At 69.6% G+C, this 15,467-nt stretch carries 17 protein-coding genes and 2 pseudogenes; 8 read left to right on the top strand and 11 right to left on the bottom strand.

Features of this window, described 5'->3' with window-relative positions; translation table 11 throughout:
* Positions 1 to 2 precede the first annotated feature (2 nt).
* The 3 genes from AB0L56_RS29570 to AB0L56_RS29560 all read right to left on the bottom strand — a co-directional run bounded on the left by AB0L56_RS29570 (position 3) and on the right by AB0L56_RS29560 (position 3,241).
* Complete coding sequence (locus tag AB0L56_RS29570) at positions 3 to 1,202, bottom strand: hypothetical protein (RefSeq protein ID WP_361030923.1); 1,200 nt, start codon at positions 1,200 to 1,202, stop codon at positions 3 to 5.
* Positions 1,203 to 1,600: 398 nt separating this feature from the next.
* Positions 1,601 to 2,104, bottom strand: coding sequence for a DUF6098 family protein (locus AB0L56_RS29565; protein ID WP_365428649.1), 504 nt, complete (start codon positions 2,102 to 2,104; stop codon positions 1,601 to 1,603).
* Positions 2,105 to 2,845: 741 nt separating this feature from the next.
* On the bottom strand, positions 2,846 to 3,241 hold the full coding sequence (locus AB0L56_RS29560) for a DUF302 domain-containing protein (RefSeq protein WP_024883016.1): 396 nt from the start codon (positions 3,239 to 3,241) through the stop codon (positions 2,846 to 2,848).
* A 179-nt stretch (positions 3,242 to 3,420) separates the two neighbouring features.
* Between AB0L56_RS29560 and AB0L56_RS29555 the strand changes: the two genes are divergently transcribed.
* The 4 genes from AB0L56_RS29555 (at position 3,421) to AB0L56_RS29540 (ending at position 6,639) form a co-directional block, all read left to right on the top strand.
* A complete protein-coding gene (locus AB0L56_RS29555) occupies positions 3,421 to 4,785 on the top strand; it encodes an MBL fold metallo-hydrolase (protein WP_365428646.1) in 1,365 nt (454 codons plus the stop codon).
* A 35-nt stretch (positions 4,786 to 4,820) separates the two neighbouring features.
* Entirely contained in the window at positions 4,821 to 5,186 is a 366-nt protein-coding gene (locus AB0L56_RS29550) for a rhodanese-like domain-containing protein (RefSeq protein WP_365428643.1), read from the top strand.
* Positions 5,183 to 5,926: a sulfite exporter TauE/SafE family protein gene (locus tag AB0L56_RS29545; RefSeq protein ID WP_365428640.1), complete on the top strand. Its 744-nt coding sequence runs from the start codon at positions 5,183 to 5,185 to the stop codon at positions 5,924 to 5,926. Before AB0L56_RS29550 ends, AB0L56_RS29545 begins: the two co-directional genes overlap by 4 nt.
* A gap of 137 nt (positions 5,927 to 6,063) precedes the next feature.
* Positions 6,064 to 6,639, top strand: a complete 576-nt coding sequence (locus AB0L56_RS29540) for a rhodanese-like domain-containing protein (RefSeq protein WP_361030938.1) — start codon at positions 6,064 to 6,066, stop codon at positions 6,637 to 6,639.
* A gap of 75 nt (positions 6,640 to 6,714) precedes the next feature.
* Here AB0L56_RS29540 and AB0L56_RS29535 read toward each other — a convergent pair.
* The 5 genes and pseudogenes from AB0L56_RS29535 to AB0L56_RS29515 form a co-directional block, all read right to left on the bottom strand.
* Positions 6,715 to 7,583: pseudogene (locus AB0L56_RS29535) on the bottom strand (cytochrome c biogenesis CcdA family protein).
* Positions 7,580 to 8,329: a thioredoxin domain-containing protein gene (locus AB0L56_RS29530; protein ID WP_365428636.1), complete on the bottom strand. Its 750-nt coding sequence runs from the start codon at positions 8,327 to 8,329 to the stop codon at positions 7,580 to 7,582. Before AB0L56_RS29530 ends, AB0L56_RS29535 begins: the two are co-directional and overlap by 4 nt.
* Positions 8,330 to 8,375: 46 nt before the next feature.
* Positions 8,376 to 8,870, bottom strand: a complete 495-nt coding sequence (locus AB0L56_RS29525) for a hypothetical protein (RefSeq protein WP_365428633.1) — start codon at positions 8,868 to 8,870, stop codon at positions 8,376 to 8,378.
* A gap of 551 nt (positions 8,871 to 9,421) precedes the next feature.
* Complete coding sequence (locus AB0L56_RS29520; protein ID WP_010358257.1) at positions 9,422 to 9,703, bottom strand: metal-sensitive transcriptional regulator; 282 nt, start codon at positions 9,701 to 9,703, stop codon at positions 9,422 to 9,424.
* A gap of 134 nt (positions 9,704 to 9,837) precedes the next feature.
* Positions 9,838 to 10,029: a hypothetical protein gene (locus tag AB0L56_RS29515; protein WP_365428629.1), complete on the bottom strand. Its 192-nt coding sequence runs from the start codon at positions 10,027 to 10,029 to the stop codon at positions 9,838 to 9,840.
* Here AB0L56_RS29515 and AB0L56_RS29510 point away from each other — a divergent pair.
* Positions 9,943 to 10,368: an ATP-binding protein gene (locus AB0L56_RS29510; RefSeq protein WP_365428705.1), complete on the top strand. Its 426-nt coding sequence runs from the start codon at positions 9,943 to 9,945 to the stop codon at positions 10,366 to 10,368. The genes AB0L56_RS29515 and AB0L56_RS29510 overlap by 87 nt on opposite strands.
* Before the next feature lie 14 nt (positions 10,369 to 10,382).
* Here AB0L56_RS29510 and AB0L56_RS29505 read toward each other — a convergent pair.
* Together AB0L56_RS29505 and AB0L56_RS29500 are read right to left on the bottom strand one after the other, a co-directional pair.
* Positions 10,383 to 10,736 (bottom strand): annotated as a pseudogene (locus AB0L56_RS29505) (2'-5' RNA ligase family protein); the annotation flags it as partial.
* 202 nt (positions 10,737 to 10,938) lie between these two features.
* Positions 10,939 to 11,826, bottom strand: coding sequence for a hypothetical protein (locus AB0L56_RS29500; RefSeq protein WP_365428626.1), 888 nt, complete (start codon positions 11,824 to 11,826; stop codon positions 10,939 to 10,941).
* Positions 11,827 to 12,146: 320 nt separating this feature from the next.
* Here AB0L56_RS29500 and AB0L56_RS29495 point away from each other — a divergent pair, with 320 nt between their 5' ends.
* Together AB0L56_RS29495 and AB0L56_RS29490 are read left to right on the top strand one after the other, a co-directional pair.
* Positions 12,147 to 12,782: a DUF5753 domain-containing protein gene (locus AB0L56_RS29495; protein WP_365428623.1), complete on the top strand. Its 636-nt coding sequence runs from the start codon at positions 12,147 to 12,149 to the stop codon at positions 12,780 to 12,782.
* Positions 12,779 to 13,009, top strand: a complete 231-nt coding sequence (locus tag AB0L56_RS29490) for a DUF397 domain-containing protein (protein WP_365428620.1) — start codon at positions 12,779 to 12,781, stop codon at positions 13,007 to 13,009. Before AB0L56_RS29495 ends, AB0L56_RS29490 begins: the two co-directional genes overlap by 4 nt.
* A gap of 224 nt (positions 13,010 to 13,233) precedes the next feature.
* On the opposite strand, the gene AB0L56_RS29485 is transcribed toward AB0L56_RS29490, so the two are convergent.
* Complete coding sequence (locus tag AB0L56_RS29485; protein ID WP_361030948.1) at positions 13,234 to 13,842, bottom strand: hypothetical protein; 609 nt, start codon at positions 13,840 to 13,842, stop codon at positions 13,234 to 13,236.
* 302 nt (positions 13,843 to 14,144) lie between these two features.
* On the opposite strand from AB0L56_RS29485, the gene hemL reads away from it, so the two are divergent.
* A complete protein-coding gene (hemL, locus tag AB0L56_RS29480) occupies positions 14,145 to 15,461 on the top strand; it encodes a glutamate-1-semialdehyde 2,1-aminomutase (protein ID WP_365428615.1) in 1,317 nt (438 codons plus the stop codon).
* Positions 15,462 to 15,467 lie beyond the last annotated feature (6 nt).

Below are 15,467 nucleotides of genomic sequence, written 5' to 3'. Positions count from 1 at the left end.
CCTTACTTCTCTCGCTGCGCGGGGTCGGGGTGCTCGCCCTCGGTCTGGACGCGGTACTCGCGGCCGAACATCTCGTCGTGCTCGGTCATCACCCGGTCGCTCGGCGGTGCCTCACCGCCGTGGATCTGCTGCTGCAGCTGCTCGAACCGCTCGTGCGCCTCGCGGACGTAGCCGGATCCGAGCGTGGTCAAGTCGATCTGCGTGTCCAGCAGTTCGCGCAGATAGCCCTTGTTCGGCTCGAAGGTGAGCACGTTGGGCAGCTCGGGCGCGAGCACCGATGCCGGGTCGCGGCCGTCGTGGCGGCGCATGAGGTCGCAGGCCTCGTGCAGATGCTCCAGCTCCATGTTCAGGTGCAGCTCCCAGATCGCCTTGACCCTGGGGTCGCTCTCCTGCTCCATGAAGGAGTAGTAGAGGTAGCACTCGTTGTACTCGTGGTTGACCAGCCGCTCCCACCAGGTCTCACCCGGGTCGACCAGCGACTCGTAGTGGGTGACGTGCTCCTCCTCGATCAGCCCGATCTCCTGGTAGAGCTGGCGGGCGATCGGCTCCATGTAGGTGGGACCGGTGTTCATGTAGAAGTTCATGGTCTGCTGCTCCGCCGACAGGATCGTCAGCGCGTGCAGCTTGGACAGCGGGTCCGTCCGGTCCTTGTCATAGGGGTCCCGGACGTTGTCGACCGGATTGCGGTGGTGATACCTCGTGGGCCGGCCCGGCATGACCTCGGTCAGGTTGTCGACGATCGACTCCGCCTTGCGGTGCTCGATCATCTCGTACAGGTTGGCGTACCGGTACAGGTGGTCGAAGTCCTCCAGCACACCGAACTCGTACGCCTGCTTCAGATACGGGTCCGGCTCCATCCGCGCCACCCACGCCGTCAGGTCCACCGCGACCTGCTCGTAGGCGATCGTCGTCTCCAGCACCGACGACACACCGGGCAGCAGCCAGTTCACGACCTTCTGCTGCTGCGCCTCGATGTAGCGCGACCGCGCGAGCTGCCGCTTGATGTCCTGGTCCGCCGTGTGGCGGGCGAGATGGTGGCTGAACAGCATCGCCTCCACCTCGATCCCGTTCATCGTGATGATCCGGCACCGGGTGTACGGGTCGCAGCGGTCCGGGTCGATCGGGTCCACATTCAGCTCACTCCAGTTGCGCAGCTGGCGGTCCAGCGGGATGCCCCGCTGCTCCAGCGGATTGAACGTCATGGGTGTGCCTCCTGAGGACGAGGGATGCGCGCGCCGCTGGGGGTACCCCCGATTCAGGCGACGAGCTCAGACGTGGTCCTCAGTCTGTTCACGAGGGGCGCTTTCCAGCCACCGCTCGGACCCGCGGGCCGCCCGGTTCCCTCCGGCGGGTCAACCGAGCGTGCGGACAGCGCGCTCAGCGGCGAACCTGTCCCCGCGGTCCGGCATCAGCCGCGCAGGTCGAGCACGGCGGCCATGGCCGCCGACACACCGGACAGCCGGCAGACCGACGCCGGCGGATGCTGCGCAGCCCCGGAACCGCAGCTCGTACAGCTCGCCACACCCGCGGCGGCGGCCGACACAGCCACCGGGGAAGCACCGGCGGGCGGCTGCTGCGGCTCATGACCGGCGGCCGGGGGTCACTGGCGGTCGTCTCTGCTCGGCGATCGCCCCGGGGACGCCGAGAGCGGGTCGGAAGACTCGTCCCGGTCGAGCGGGCCCCAGCGCCCTGGCTGTTCGGTGACGATGCGGCAGGCGTCTGTGATCACCTCGTCGGCGATCCAGCCGAGGGGCTCGATGTCCGTCACCAGCGGTTCGTTGTCCGGTCCGCGGGCCGTCTCCGAGCCGTGCAGGACCCAGGGCCGGGTCCGGGCGTCCTTGACCTGCGGCAGGTGGGAGTAGTCGTACAGGCGACGGGCGACCCAGATGCGCACGGGGCGCTCGCCCCACCAGTCCTCGAGGTCCAGCGGGCTGGCCGACAGGCCCGGCAGCTCGACTCCGGTCAGATCGTCCGTGCTGCTCGTCCTCGGCAGGTCGCGTTGCGGCCCGCGGGACCAGCGCACGTAGAGGCCGCGGCGACGGGTGATGAGCCGGGTGAGCTCATCGAGGCTGCTGAACGTCGGCAGGTCGACGGTCCTGGTCATGGCGTGGCGGGGTATGCCAAGAGCATCGGGAGCCTCCCTCGTCACCAAGGCTCACATGGGTCGTACCCCGACCCGTGTGCCCAGGCCCCAGGCCCCGAATCCGGCGTGTTCCGCACCCGGTGGACCGGCCGGGGTTTTGCCTCCGGGCGGGCTTCCGTGGGACACCGCCGGGAGCGACCCACGTAGTCAGGAGGCTCACGGCCATCTTGGACATACGGAAGACGCCGGCCCGGAGACCGGCGCCGAGCCGAAACCGCCCTACCCCAAGCAGCGGCAGCAGCCCCGGGACTGAAGCGGAGCACGCGCCCACGGCCGCGCTGCGAGGCCCCGACTGACCACCCCGCCGACCCGGACGCACGGACGGCTCAAGGCCACACCAGGCAATAAGCCTGATGCCCCGCCTCATGCAGCCGGTGCGAGAAGTCCTGCCACTCGTGCAGCGACTGAACGCGGCGGTGCGCTGACCTGGCACTTCTGGGGAAAGTGTGCGTTGACCTGCGAAAACTGCCTTCGGTACTTCTCACGGGTCAACGCCGTTTCCCAGGCTCATGTGCCCTGGATGTGCCCTCGGGCTGGACCGGCTGGCCCGTGTGCTCGCCGCGGATCGAGGTCCCCGACGATCTTGTGGGGCTGGATGGCTGCGTCGACGGGATCCTGTTGCACCGGCTGCTGCGCCGACAGGACGTGCTGGCCGGCACGAACGCCGATCGGACCGCCTCCCGGCCGCCGGACAGGGAGAGGTCAGAGGGCGGCCAGGGCGTTGAGTGCGGCGTCGAGTCGGGCAGTGGCTTCGTCGGCGACGGGCTTGAGGGTGTCCAGACCGGTGAGGGTGACCATGGTGCCCGGGTCGAGAGCCTGGACGAGCATCTGGTCACCGTCGCGGCGTACGACGACGTTGCAGGGAAGCAGTAGGCCGATGGAGCGGTCGGCCTCCAGGGCCCGGTGCGCGAGCGGCGGGTTGCAGGCGCCCAGGATCAGGTAGTCCTCCATGTCGTGGCCGAGCTTCGCCTTGAGGGTGGCCGCCACGTCGATCTCAGTGAGGATCCCGAATCCCTGGTCGGCCAGGGCCTTGCGTACGGCAGTGACGGCGGTGTCGAAGTCGGTGGCGGCCAGGCGAACGGTGCGGTCGTAGGACACGGACACTCCCGGATAGTGCGGAACGATTGATTCCTCTATACCCCACCGGGTACCCGCAGGGCGCGAGGCGACGCCTTGAGCGGGGTGGTTTCCATGCATGGAATACCCCCCCAGGTATAGCTGTTATGGTGAGCGCCAGATACCCCCCGGGGTAAACCGTCCGAGAGGAGTCGTGAGCCGTGTTCTTCGTTGACACCCTTGAGTTCGAGGGTCTGGGCAACCGGAGCTATCTGGCCGGCGGGCCCCATGCCGCGGTGGTCGTCGACCCGCCGCGCGACATCGACCAGGTCATCGCCGCGGCGGCCCGCCGCGGGGTGCGTATCGCCTTCGTGGCCGAGACCCACGTACACAACGACTACGTCACCGGCGGCCTGGAGCTGGCCCGCGTCACCGGCGCCCAGTACCTGGTTCCGGCCGGGGCACAGGTGTCCTTCGACCGCACCCCTGTAGCCGACGGCGACACCGTGACGGTGGACGAGGGCTTGGTGCTGAGGGCGATCGCCACTCCCGGGCACACCCCGCACCACACCTCCTACGCCCTCGCGGAGGACGGACGCGGTGTGGCGGCGTTCACCGGAGGGTCGCTGCTCATCGGCACCGTCGGTCGCCCCGACCTGGTCGAGCCGCGACTGACCGAGCGACTGGCCCGAGCTCAGTACGCCTCCGCCCACCGCCTGGCCGACGAGCTGGACGACGAGGTGCCGGTGCTGCCCACCCACGGGTTCGGCAGCTTCTGTTCCTCATCCCAGGCCGAGGGGGACGCGACCACGATCGGCAAGGAGCGCGAGACCAACGACGCGCTGACCCTGGACGTGGACACCTTCGTCGCCCGGATGCTCGACGGCCTGGACGATGTGCCCGCCTACTACGCGCACATGGGCCCGGCCAACGCCGCGGGCCCCGCACCGGTCGACCTCACCCCGCCCGCGCGTGCGGACGCGGAGGAGATCGCCTCCAGGCTGGCCGCGGGTGAGTGGGTGGTGGATCTGCGCAGCCGTATGGCCTTCGCCGAGGGGCACGTGGCCGGGTCGTTCAACTTCGAGGGCGAGGGCAAGCTCGCCACCTACCTGGCCTGGCTGATCCCGTGGGGCAAGCCCGTCACCCTGCTGGCCGACACCCCGGAGCAGATCGCCGATGCGCAGCGGGAGCTTGCGCGGGTGGGTGTCGACCGTCCGGCCGCCGCCGCCACCGGCGACCCGGCCGGCTGGGTCCGTGAGGGTGAGCAGCTCGCTTCCTTTCCGCGTGCCCGTTTCGCCGATCTCGCCGAGGTCCGTGAGCGCGGCGACGAGGTGGTCGTGCTGGATGTGCGCCGGGACTCGGAACGTACGGGCGGCTACATCGAGGGCTCGGTCCACATCCCGATCCACGAGCTGCACGGCCGTATCGGCGAGGTGCCGGAGGGGACGGTGTGGGTGCACTGCGCCGGCGGGATGCGCGCGGCGATCGCCGCCTCCCTGCTGGATGCCGCCGGACGCGAGGTGGTCGCCGTCGACGACGGCTTCGACGCCGTGACGGATGCCGGTCTGTCCCTGGCCTCCGGCTGATTCCGACCGTTCCCCCGCAAGGAAGGAAGCGTGTGATGTTCCTCTTTCGCCGAAAAGGGCCCCGCGTCACGGTCGACGAGGCACGCAGTCGCACCAGCGGCGATCAGCCCGAGGCCGTCCTGCTGGATGTGCGTGAGAAGCCCGAATGGACCACGGGCCACGCTCCGGGCGCCGTGCACGTACCGCTGACGAAACTGGTCGCAGGCGCCACCCTGCCCGCCCAGGCGCAGGGGCGACCGCTGGTGGTGATCTGCCGCAGCGGGCACCGCTCCCAGCAGGCGGCCAAGCTCCTCGCCGAACGCGGAGCGCAGGCGGTGGACGTTGAAGGCGGCATGAACGCGTGGGCCGCTGCCGGGCACCCGGTCGTCGACGAACGCGGGAACAGCGGCCGGATAGCGTGACTGTACTTGTTCTCGCCCTCATTGCCGGGGCTGTCATCGGTCTCGCCCTCGGAGCCCTCGGCGGCGGTGGCAGCGTCCTTGCCGTACCGGCACTGATCTACCTGCTCGGCTTCACACCGGCCGCCGCCACCACCGCCAGCCTGATCATCGTCACCGCCACCTCCGTCACGGCCCTGTACGCCCACACCCGCGACGGGAACATGGCATGGAAGACGGGGGCGCTGTTCGCCGCGGCGGGCATCGTCCCCGCCTTCCTCGCGGGGGCCGTCGCCGGGAGCCTGCCCGAAGCGGTACTGACGTCGGCGTTCGCGGTCATCGCCGCGCTGGCGGCCCTGCGCATGCTGCGTCCGTCCGCGTCCGAGCCGCCGGGCCGGATCCGTCCCGGCAAGGCGGCCGGCGCCGGTGCCGGACTCGGTGCTGTGACGGGCTTCCTGGGAGTCGGCGGGGGATTCCTCGCCGTGCCCGCCCTGGTGAGCGTCCTGGGACTGGCCATGCGGCGGGCAGTGGGCACCAGCTTGCTCGTCATCACGGTCAACTCACTCGCCGCGCTCGCCGCTCGCACCGGCACCGGTGGCGGGCTCCACTGGGAGATCATCGGCCCCTTCACCGGAGCTGCGATCCTCGGAGCCTGGGACGGCAAACGGCTGGCGACGAAGATCTCCGGCACCACCCTTCAGAAAATCTTCGCCGGCGTACTGCTGGCGGTGGCGGCCTTCATGCTCGTCGACGTGATCGTCTGAACACGAAGGCCGTCAACAGCCCAGAAGCAGGGACCGGGAGAGCTTCTCCGGCCGACGCGCATCTCAGGACCGCCTGCTGCCCGGCTCCCGTCAGATCAAGTTCCACCACAACTTCCGCACCCGTAAGGACATCTGCCATGACCACACCCACGGCCCTCGCCACCGACGAGGCGCGCACCCGCCTGCACGAACTGACCGTCATCGACGTGCGTACCCCCGGCGAATACGCCGGCGGTCACCTCCCCGGCGCGCTCAACGTCCCCCTCGACCAGATCCAGCGCGCGCTGCCCGACATCCGGCACGCCGCCGAACGCGGTGACGTCCTGGTCGTCTGCGCCTCGGGCGCCCGCTCCGAGAACGCAGGCAGGATTCTCGCGGAGAACGGCGTCACGGCCGCCACCCTGTCGGGGGGCACCGGCGCCTGGGCGGCCGACGGCCACGAGCTGCACCGCCCGCAGGGCGCCTCACGTGCCACCTGGGGCATGGAACGGCAGGTGAGGCTCACTGCAGGAGTGATCGTGCTGCTCGGCCTGCTGCTCGGGCTCGTCATCCACCCGGCCTTCCAGTTGCTCTCCGCCGGCATCGCGGGTGGTCTGGTCTTCTCCGCCCTGACCAATACCTGCGGCATGGCCGCCCTGCTCGCCAAGTTGCCCCACAACCGTCCCCGCGCCGCCGACCTCGACAACACGCTTGCCGCACTGCGCAACCGTTGAGCCACGCGAAGGGAGGGGAGGGATCCTGAACCGGACCCCTCCCTTTTCGCCTGCCAGGCATGCGGCCAAGGCGCGCTACCCGTGCGCAGACGTCTCCTCTTCCGGTGACGGCTGCGGATCCCTCCTTCTCAACGTGCGAAGCAGCACCAGCAGTGCCGCCAGCGCCGCCACAGCGGCCGTGATCAGCACGGTCAGCCGGTCGGACACCGCTGCGCCGAGGTCGGACAAGCGCTCTTCCAGGGCGAACTCGGTATCGGTGCTCAACACCGACGGCAGCGCGGACGTGCCGTCGAAGGCGAGGAAAGCCGCACCGAGCGCGATGAACAGCACGCCGCCGACGACCGAGGTGCTGTGCAGGGCCACCGGACCCACCCGGAAGACCCGCCCTCGCAGCCAGCGCTTGCGGCCCAGATCGAAGCGGTCCCACAACAACGCCAGCACGAACATCGGAACCGCCATCCCCAAGGCGTAGACGGCGAGCAGTACCCCGCCGTGCAGAGGGTCGCCGTCCACGGCCGCCACGGTCAGGATGCCTCCGAGGATCGGCCCCGCACAGAACCCCGCCAGCCCGTACACCGCGCCCAGCGCGAACACCGACAGCACCGAGCGCCCGAACGGCGTCCGCCCGCGGCCTGCGCCATCCGGCGGGAGCCGAAGCCCAACCCGGCGATCTGGGCCACGCCCAGCGCAATGACCGTCCATCCGCCCGCTGTCACCAGGGTGTCCCGATGTCCATAGAAGAGCCGGCCGGCGAACGAGCCGGCCACGCCGAGCGGCACGAGTGTCGTGCACAGACCGAGGTAGAACAGGCCGGTGCGCGCCACCAGCCGGGTGCGACTGGTGAAGGAGTAGGCGAAGAAGGCAGGCAGCAACAGTGCGCTGCACGGGCTGAGCAGAGCGAGCAGACCGCCGAGGAACGCCACCGCCAGTCCGGCCTCGCTCATCGCCCGGCCGCCTTCGCCGCGGCCTCGACGGCTTCCTTGAAGGTGGCCGTGGGCTGAGCCCCCAGGATCGGCCGGCCGTTGACCAGAAACGCCGGAGTGCTGGTCACACCGAGGTTGTAGCCCTCCTCCTGGTCCTTCTGCACGGCGCTGCGAGCCTTGCCGGATGCCATGTCCGCCTGGAACCGCTCGATGTCGGTGATTCCGGCCTCACGGGCCATGTCGATGAGGTTCTCGGCGCTGAACTCACCGGCGTTGCGTTCACGCGGCTTGCTGTAGGCGACGTCGTGGAACTCCCAGAACTTCTTCTGCTGCCCGGCCGCCCAGCCGGCGAGCGCGGCCTGTTCCGACTCCTCGCCGAAGACGGGAAAGTTGCGCCATTCGATGCGCAGGACGCCCTTGTCGACGTACGAGCGCAGCAGTTCGGGCTCGGTCTTGCGGGCGAACCGGCCACAGAACGGGCATTGGAAGTCGGAGTACTCGATCATCACCACCGGGGCGTCCGCCCGTCCGACGGCCAGGGCATCGGAGGGATCGCGGCGAGCAAGAGCGAGCAGGGTCTCGTCGGCGGGCGCCGGGGCGGCGGACCCGCTGACGACGGCGGATTCGCCCGCTGCCTCGTTGCGGCCCCCGGAGCCGTCCAGCGTGAGGGCGAAGGCCCCGGCCACCGCGGCGGCGGCGAGGACCGCGGCGGCCGCGATGGCGCGCCTGCGGGTGCGGCGGGACGAAGACGGTGTGGATGCAGTCATGGAACACCTCAGATGTGAGGGAGAAGGGGCAGAACCGGGCCGCAGATCAGGCAGATGCCGTGACCGGGCACGCGGTCTGGGAGGACAGGCGGCGCAGCGCGGCTTCCGCCAGCAGTCCCGCCGACACGACAGCCAGCAGTGGCTGCAGGGGAGCCCAGTAGCTCAAGGCTCCGGAAGCTCCGAGGAGCAAGAGGACGAGCTTGTTGCAGACCGGGCAGCCGACGGCGAAGAAGGACAGCGCGCCGCCGACCACTCCCAGACGGCCGCCGTTGTGGGTCTTGGGCCCCGAGGGGGCAGCGGGTTGGCGCACATAGGTGGTCAGGACGATGCCTGCCAGTACGGCCGTGACGACGAGAGCCGGGTAGTTCCACCACTGCACGGGGACCGACCGGTCGAACAGCGGATTGGGCACCACGTCGGTGGGTGCGCCGACCAGGATCGCTGTGGCCAGGGCACCGAGGCCCGCCACAGTCCACTGCCGGGTCCGCCAACCACGCAGTGCTGCACCCGCCCGACTCCATGAGCGCGGGGAAGAAGGCATGCTGAAAAGCTCCGTTTCCAAGGATTCAGGGACACGACCAACAGGCCGGTCTAAATCCGCAGAACGGAGTGAAGTGTCGTTGGCGGCGGCGGAGCCGGGCCGCCCGACAGCATCCCGGAGAGCTGTGAATGGGACGGCGTAGAGGCAGTATGAAGGGCTGCGGGACCGGGGCACGAAGCCGTCGGCGCCACACTTTCTGCTCGCTGCGCGCTGTGATCGGTGAGCACCTTCTTGCCGCATGGCGCCGCCGTCCCGCCGGACCCCTCAGAGGCGGTAGGTGCATGGACATGCTGCGCGGCGGACGGGGGCGTGCCGGGCCCGCCACGCTCCGCGTGTCCAAAGACGCACAACAGCGCCACCACGGCTACAAGCAGAGCCAGCACACCGCGGAAGCCGACGTGTGTCGGCCTCTGTGCCACTGCTCGCTTCATCATCGATCCTGCGTCCGCTCGGAGACTCAGCCACCATAGGACACCCGTCGGCTCCGTACCCTCGGCAGGCCGGGTGGGCGGAGACTCAGGCGGGTGAGCCGGATGCCGGGGTACCCAAGCTCAGGCCAGAGAGAGGAACAGCTTCTCCAGTCGGGTACGCATCTGCTCCCGGTCGCCGGAAGCGGCCATGTCCGCGTCGGTCAGGCAGTGCTGCAGACCGGTGGCGATGATCGCGAAACCGGCCTTGTCCAGAGCCCGGGACGCCGCGGCGAGCTGGGTGACGACGTCCTCGCAGTCCCGTCCCTCCTCGATCATCTTGATCACACCGGCGATCTGGCCCTGTGCCCGGCGCAGCCGGTTGACCACCGTCTTCAGTTCCTCAGCCGCCATCGCCAGTTCCACAACCCACACTCCTTCCAGATACCCCCTTGGGTATCTTACAGAAGGGACAACCCCGACCGGGCAAGGAAAAATCCCTGCGGCACCCACTGCCGTCACTGCTGATCAGGCCAACGCCCGCCTGTACGGCTGCACCATCATCGAGGAGCGGCCTCGGCGAATACGCCGCCGGCCACCTGCCCGGCGCCCGCAACATTCCCCTCGGCCACCTGAACGACGCTGTGCTGGTCGTATCCGAGCTGGTGGGCAACGCCGTGCGACACACGACGGCCGGCCCTGACTGTCTGACCATCGAGATCGACGGGGATCAGGTCATCGTCGCGGTCCACGACTCGGAGCCTGACGACGGTCGTGTGCACCTGTCGGAGACGGCTGCCGATCCGCTGGCCGAGTCCGGCCGTGGGCTGTGGCTGGTGCAGACGCTGGCACGTCGATGGTACGTGTGGAGACCACCGCCGTCGGCAAGCCGGTCGTTGCCGTCCTGCGGCGCGGGGAAACGGCAGTCAGCCGAGCGGCAGGCTCTTGACGACGTTCCACCGATAGGCGCGGTCCTCGCGTCGCAGCTCCACCAACTGCACTTCCTGGACGTGCAGATCGACTGGTGCAGGCCCCGGAGTGGGGTGACGGCCTCGATGACCGGGGCAGCGGGGCGTGGCCGGTTGTTGTAGGCCAGGCTCAGGTGGGGGCGGAACAGCGCGGTCGGCTTGCGGGGCGCCAGCCCGAGCGAAGCCATGGACTCGCTGAGGGCCGAGTGCCGCGCCAGTACCGGGCCCCAAGGGGCGACCGTCAGGCGTACGGCTCCCCGAGAACCCGCGAGCGGGACCGCCCGCAGGCGGCAGGCCGCCGGGAGAAGCGGGGCCGCCGCGCTGATGACGTCATCGAGACGGCTCAGCGGCAGCGTTGCGGCGGAACCGACGCGTGTGAGCGTGATGTGCAACCCGTCGTCGGGGACCGGGTCCAGGCCGAGCCGCGCGAGGTGCTGCTGGCAGCGAAGAGCGAGGTCGGCCAACGCTGGGCTGCCGGGGAAGGTGAGCATCCAGTAGTACGCCCGGGTCTGTGCCGTCCAGCCGGGCCGATCCCAGTGATCGACCATGGTCTCCACGGCGTCGAAGGCGGCCTGGTCGTGTGCCGCGATCACCGCCGGGTCACTCAGGTCGGCCGGGGGGTGGGTAGGGAAGGCTGCGGGATCGGCGCTGAGCTGGACGTGCGGCCAAGACACCCGGCGAACTCCTCCGTGATCACCCCGCCTCAGCAGGCGGGAGCTGACAGCCCCGGACGCGGAGCTGTTCGCCATACTCGCGCACCGCCGACCGGGACCGCCAAGGGGCTGCTCGCTCGTACAGATCCCGAGAGCGTTGCCGCACCGAACTGATCGGCAGCGGGCTGGCCAGAGTGAGCGCCTGTTGCCCGAGGGACATGGCGTGCTCCACATCCGGTGCTCGCTGTTGAAGCACCGCGGTGGCCACGTCGAGGCGGACCAGCGAGCGGCTCCACGCGGAGTCGGACTTCTCGACCGGGTCGTCGAGGTCGTCGGCGTCCCGCAGCACGTGCCCGGTGTCCTGCAGAGCGACACGGGCGGTCAGCGCATTTGCCAGGGTGCGGGCCCGCCCATACGGCAAGAAGGAGATGCATGAGGTCAGGCCGACGGGCACATCATGCCAGTCGGAGAGCTCCAGCGCCCGTCCGATGGCCCGCTCGGCCTGGTTCCGGTCACCGAGCTTGCCGAGCGCCCGGGCCCGGCCGTTGACCAGCAGCCGGATGGCCTGCGGGTGGTCCGGCGCCCGGTCCACCGCGGCGGCGGCCCGCGCGTCGGCCTCGTCGTAACGGCCTGCGTAGTACGCCGCGAAGGACTGGGTGGCGCAGGCCCACATCTCGGTGTCGAGATCGCCGATCGCCCGGCTCAGTTCCAGCGCTTCGGCGCAGTACGCCTCAGCCAGGCGGAACGCGCCGGTGTTGACCGCCATGTAGCCGAGCAGTCCGCCGGCGCGTGCAGTGATCCGGAACAGTTCCCTGCGTGCGGATGGAGGTTGCTGACCCGCGAGCAGGGTGTACCCCATGCTGTGCAGGCTCTTTGTCTGTCCCCACAGGCCGTCCGGCCCGTCCTTCTCGTACCGCTCGGTGATCACCTCGATCCGGGAGGCGAGAAAGGACAGAGTGGTCTGGTCGACGTTGCCGCAGGCCAGCTGGCGGGCTCGGGCGACGATCTCTGCCGGGTCGTCATCGTGGGCCGGCGAACCGGCTTGGGTAGAAGCTGGAACGTCCGCAGGTAGTGGTTCTGGGGCGGTCGGCGGATAGGCCGAGGCCGAAGCGAACAGGTCGCGGGCGGCCCTTCCCAGCAGCTCCTCCGGAATGCGGCACGTGTCGGGGCGGGGAAGCTGCTTTAGTTCCCCTCCTCGACTGCTACGCCGTCACGGACACCGAGCTGCGCGACGATATCCTGGACTTGGTGCGTGCCGACAAGGAACAGCAGAAGCCCTGGTGGCGCAAGTACTCCACGGTTCTCACCCCGACCCGCTACGACGGTTACCTCGCCCTGGAGGCAGGTGCCGTCGGGCTGGCCAACTACCAGCCCCTGCTCGTTCCCGGCCTGCTTCAGACGGAGGACTACGCTCGCGCCGTCATTGCCCAAATGCGTCCTGATCTCAGTGCCGATCAGGTGGACGCTCTGGTCAAGGTACGCATGGAACGTCAGGAAAGCCGCTTGTCCGGTGAGCGCCCCGCCGAACTGCGGGCCGTCCTGGACGAAGCAGTCCTCCACCGCGTCATCGGCTCACCCACCGTGATGCGTCAGCAGTTCGCGCGCCTGGTCGAGGTCGGCGAACAACCGAACGTCACCATCCAGCTCCTCCCGTTCACCCTCGGTGCTCATCCGGGTCTGTACGGCCCCTTTGTCATCCTCACCTTCCCTGAGCACACAGCTCCGCTGGTCTGGCTGGAGAACCCCGATAATTCCGTGTATCTGGAGTCCCACAGCGATGTCCAGAACTACACGGACACCTTCGACCAGCTCAGGGCTTCTGCCCTCAGTCCGGCCGAGACCCTTACCCGCCTCATCCGCACTGCCGAGGAGCTCGAACCTTGAGCACGATTCCACCCCGCCGCCCCCGCACCGAGGAACTGCACAACGCGCACTGGCGCAGGAGCTCCTACAGCGGAGGCGCCAACGACTGCGTCGAGATTGCCGACCTCGGTGCGTACGCGGCGGTGCGCGATTCCAAGGCCCTCGACCTCTCACCTGTGATCCTCAGCCGTTCCGCTCTGGGTGATCTGCTGGACCAATACACCGACGGCGACACTTGCATCGGCTGAGGCACTGCCCGAGCCGCACATGCGTGCTGCCGTCCAGCGAGACCCGTACCCGCAAGGCGATCGGCCAAGCCTTCACCGGCGCGGAGCCGCCGGAAACCGGAGAGCCGTAGGGCACATCACCAGCCCCAGCAAAACCAAGCCAGCCCTGGCCGCCTGGCGGCCCCTCCCCGGCACGCAAAAGGGCGAGGCCCGAAGACCTCGCCCGACCCTCACGAAACCCCAGCTCAGGGCCACACCAGGCAATAAGCCTGATGCCCCGCCTCATGCAGCCGGTGGGAGAAGTCCTGCCACTCGTGCAGCAGTTGGTAGACGTTGAAGGCGTCCCGTGGGCCGCCCCGGTCCGGGACCGTGGACCAGATGAAGGCGGCCGCGCCGACCGCCTCCTCGCCTATGCCGCGCAGGGGGTCGACGACCGTCATGGGGAGCTTCACGACCGCGTAGTCGGGATGCAGGACGACCAGTTCCAGGGGCGGGACCTTGTGCAGGGGGACGCCCTCGATGCCCGTGAGGACCATCGCGGCCATCGTCTCCGGCTTGATCTTGGTGAACATGCCGTTCATGCCGAGCTCGTCGCCGCCGAGTTCCTCGGGGCGCATCGAGATCGGGACGCGGGCCGCGGTGGCGCCGTCCGGCGCGCCGAAGTACTTGTACGTCACCCCCACCCGACCACCATTCCTGCTCTCCGCCCCCCTCAGCGGGCCGGTCAGCCCCGGCTCACCATGGATCCGGCGCGTCTCGTCCGTCTCCTCCGCCTCGCGCCGGTGCCTTCCCCGCCGGGCACGTCGAGGACCCAGGTCGTCAGTCCCCTCGCCCAGTCCGCCACCGCGATGCATATCTCCACCCGACTGCTTTTCTAGGACGCGTGGCCCCCGCCGCGCAACCCGATCATCGTGTCAGTGACCTCCCCCACGGCCGCCCGCCGAAACGTGCGGTGAAACATCTTGTCCGCGGGACCTTCGCAGCCTCCGGCTGTCCGGCCGTGTGAGCTGTGTGTATCCGACCACAGTTTCGCAGATCACACCGGATCGGGGGCCGGATGTCGGAGGCCGCCCCTGGCCTACCCTGAGACACGTCACACGCACCCGCAGCCCGGCGAGAACCGGGACGTCGGAGAAGGTCGGAGAAGTCGCAGGTCATGAGCGAACTGCCATATGCATACGAAGCCCCAGTCTCGCAGGCGCTGTTCGATCGTGCCGCGGCCGTCACTCCCGGTGGTGTGAACTCACCGGTGCGTGCCTTCGGCGCCGTCGGCGGCACGCCGCGGTTCATGGTGTCCGGCGCCGGGCCCCGGCTCACCGACGCCGACGGCCGTGAGTACGTCGACCTCGTCTGCTCGTGGGGTCCGATGATCCTCGGGCACGCGCACCCCGAGGTGATCGCCGCCGTGCAGGAGGCCGTCGCGCGCGGCACCTCCTTCGGTGCGCCCGGTGAGGGCGAGGTCGCGCTCGCCGAGGAGATGGTCGCCCGGGTCGAGCCGCTGGAGCAGGTGCGGCTCGTCTCCAGCGGCACCGAGGCCACCATGTCGGCGATCCGCCTCGCGCGCGGCTTCACCCGGCGCACCAAGGTGATCAAGTTCGCCGGGTGCTACCACGGCCATGTCGACTCGCTGCTCGCCTCCGCGGGCTCCGGGCTGGCCACGTTCGCGCTGCCCGACACCCCGGGTGTCACGGGCGCCCAGGCCGGCGACACCATCGTGCTGCCGTACAACGACCTCGACGCCGTGCACGCCGCGTTCGCCGCGCACCCCGGTGAGATCGCCTGCGTGATCACCGAGGCCTCGCCCGGCAACATGGGCGTCGTACCGCCGCTGCCCGGTTTCAACCAGGGCCTCAAGGACGCGTGCGCCGCCAACGGGGCGCTGTACATCTCCGACGAGGTGATGACGGGGTTCAGGACCAGCCGCGCCGGGTGGTACGGCGTCGACGGCGTCCGCCCCGACCTGATGACCTTCGGCAAGGTGATGGGCGGCGGCTTCCCGGCCGCGGCCTTCGGCGGGCGCGCCGACGTCATGGCGCACCTCGCCCCCGCCGGCCCCGTCTACCAGGCCGGCACCCTCTCCGGGAACCCCGTCGCCACCGCCGCCGGGCTCGCCCAGCTGCGCCTGCTCGACGACGCCGCGTACGAGAAGGTGAACGCCGTCTCCGCGCAGATCCGGTCGCTCGTCACCGAGGCGCTGACCAAGGAGGGCGTGGCGCACACGCTTCAGAACGCCTCCAGCATGTTCTCGGTGTTCTTCACCGACCGCCCGGTGCGGAACTACGAGGAGGCGAAGGCGCAGGAGTCGTTCCGCTTCACCGCGTTCTTCCACTCCCTCCTCGAGAACGGCGTCTACCTGCCGCCGTCGTCCTTCGAGTCCTGGTTCGTGTCCACGGCCCATGACGAGCGGGCCCTCCAGCGCATCGCCGACGCCCTCCCGGCGGCGGCCCGAGCGGCAGCGGAGGCGACCGCGTGAGTACGC

It is taken from the genome of Streptomyces sp. NPDC052079 (assembly GCF_040680275.1).
Lineage (GTDB): Bacteria > Actinomycetota > Actinomycetes > Streptomycetales > Streptomycetaceae > Streptomyces.
The sequence above is the reverse complement of the archived record's forward strand: the minus strand, read 5'-3'. Positions and strand labels throughout refer to the sequence as shown.

Excerpts from the sequence above, each read along its gene's own strand:
- AB0L56_RS29565 (WP_365428649.1), bottom strand. The coding sequence starts at position 2,104 with ATGACCAGGACCGTCGACCTGCCGACGTTCAGCAGCCTCGATGAGCTC.
- AB0L56_RS29530 (WP_365428636.1), bottom strand. The coding sequence starts at position 8,329 with ATGACTGCATCCACACCGTCTTCGTCCCGCCGCACCCGCAGGCGCGCC.
- AB0L56_RS29570 (WP_361030923.1), bottom strand. The coding sequence starts at position 1,202 with ATGACGTTCAATCCGCTGGAGCAGCGGGGCATCCCGCTGGACCGCCAG.
- AB0L56_RS29485 (WP_361030948.1), bottom strand. The coding sequence starts at position 13,842 with ATGCATCGCGGTGGCGGACTGGGCGAGGGGACTGACGACCTGGGTCCT.
- hemL (WP_365428615.1), top strand. The coding sequence starts at position 14,145 with ATGAGCGAACTGCCATATGCATACGAAGCCCCAGTCTCGCAGGCGCTG.
- AB0L56_RS29550 (WP_365428643.1), top strand. The coding sequence starts at position 4,821 with ATGTTCCTCTTTCGCCGAAAAGGGCCCCGCGTCACGGTCGACGAGGCA.
- AB0L56_RS29525 (WP_365428633.1), bottom strand. The coding sequence starts at position 8,870 with ATGCCTTCTTCCCCGCGCTCATGGAGTCGGGCGGGTGCAGCACTGCGT.
- AB0L56_RS29540 (WP_361030938.1), top strand. The coding sequence starts at position 6,064 with ATGACCACACCCACGGCCCTCGCCACCGACGAGGCGCGCACCCGCCTG.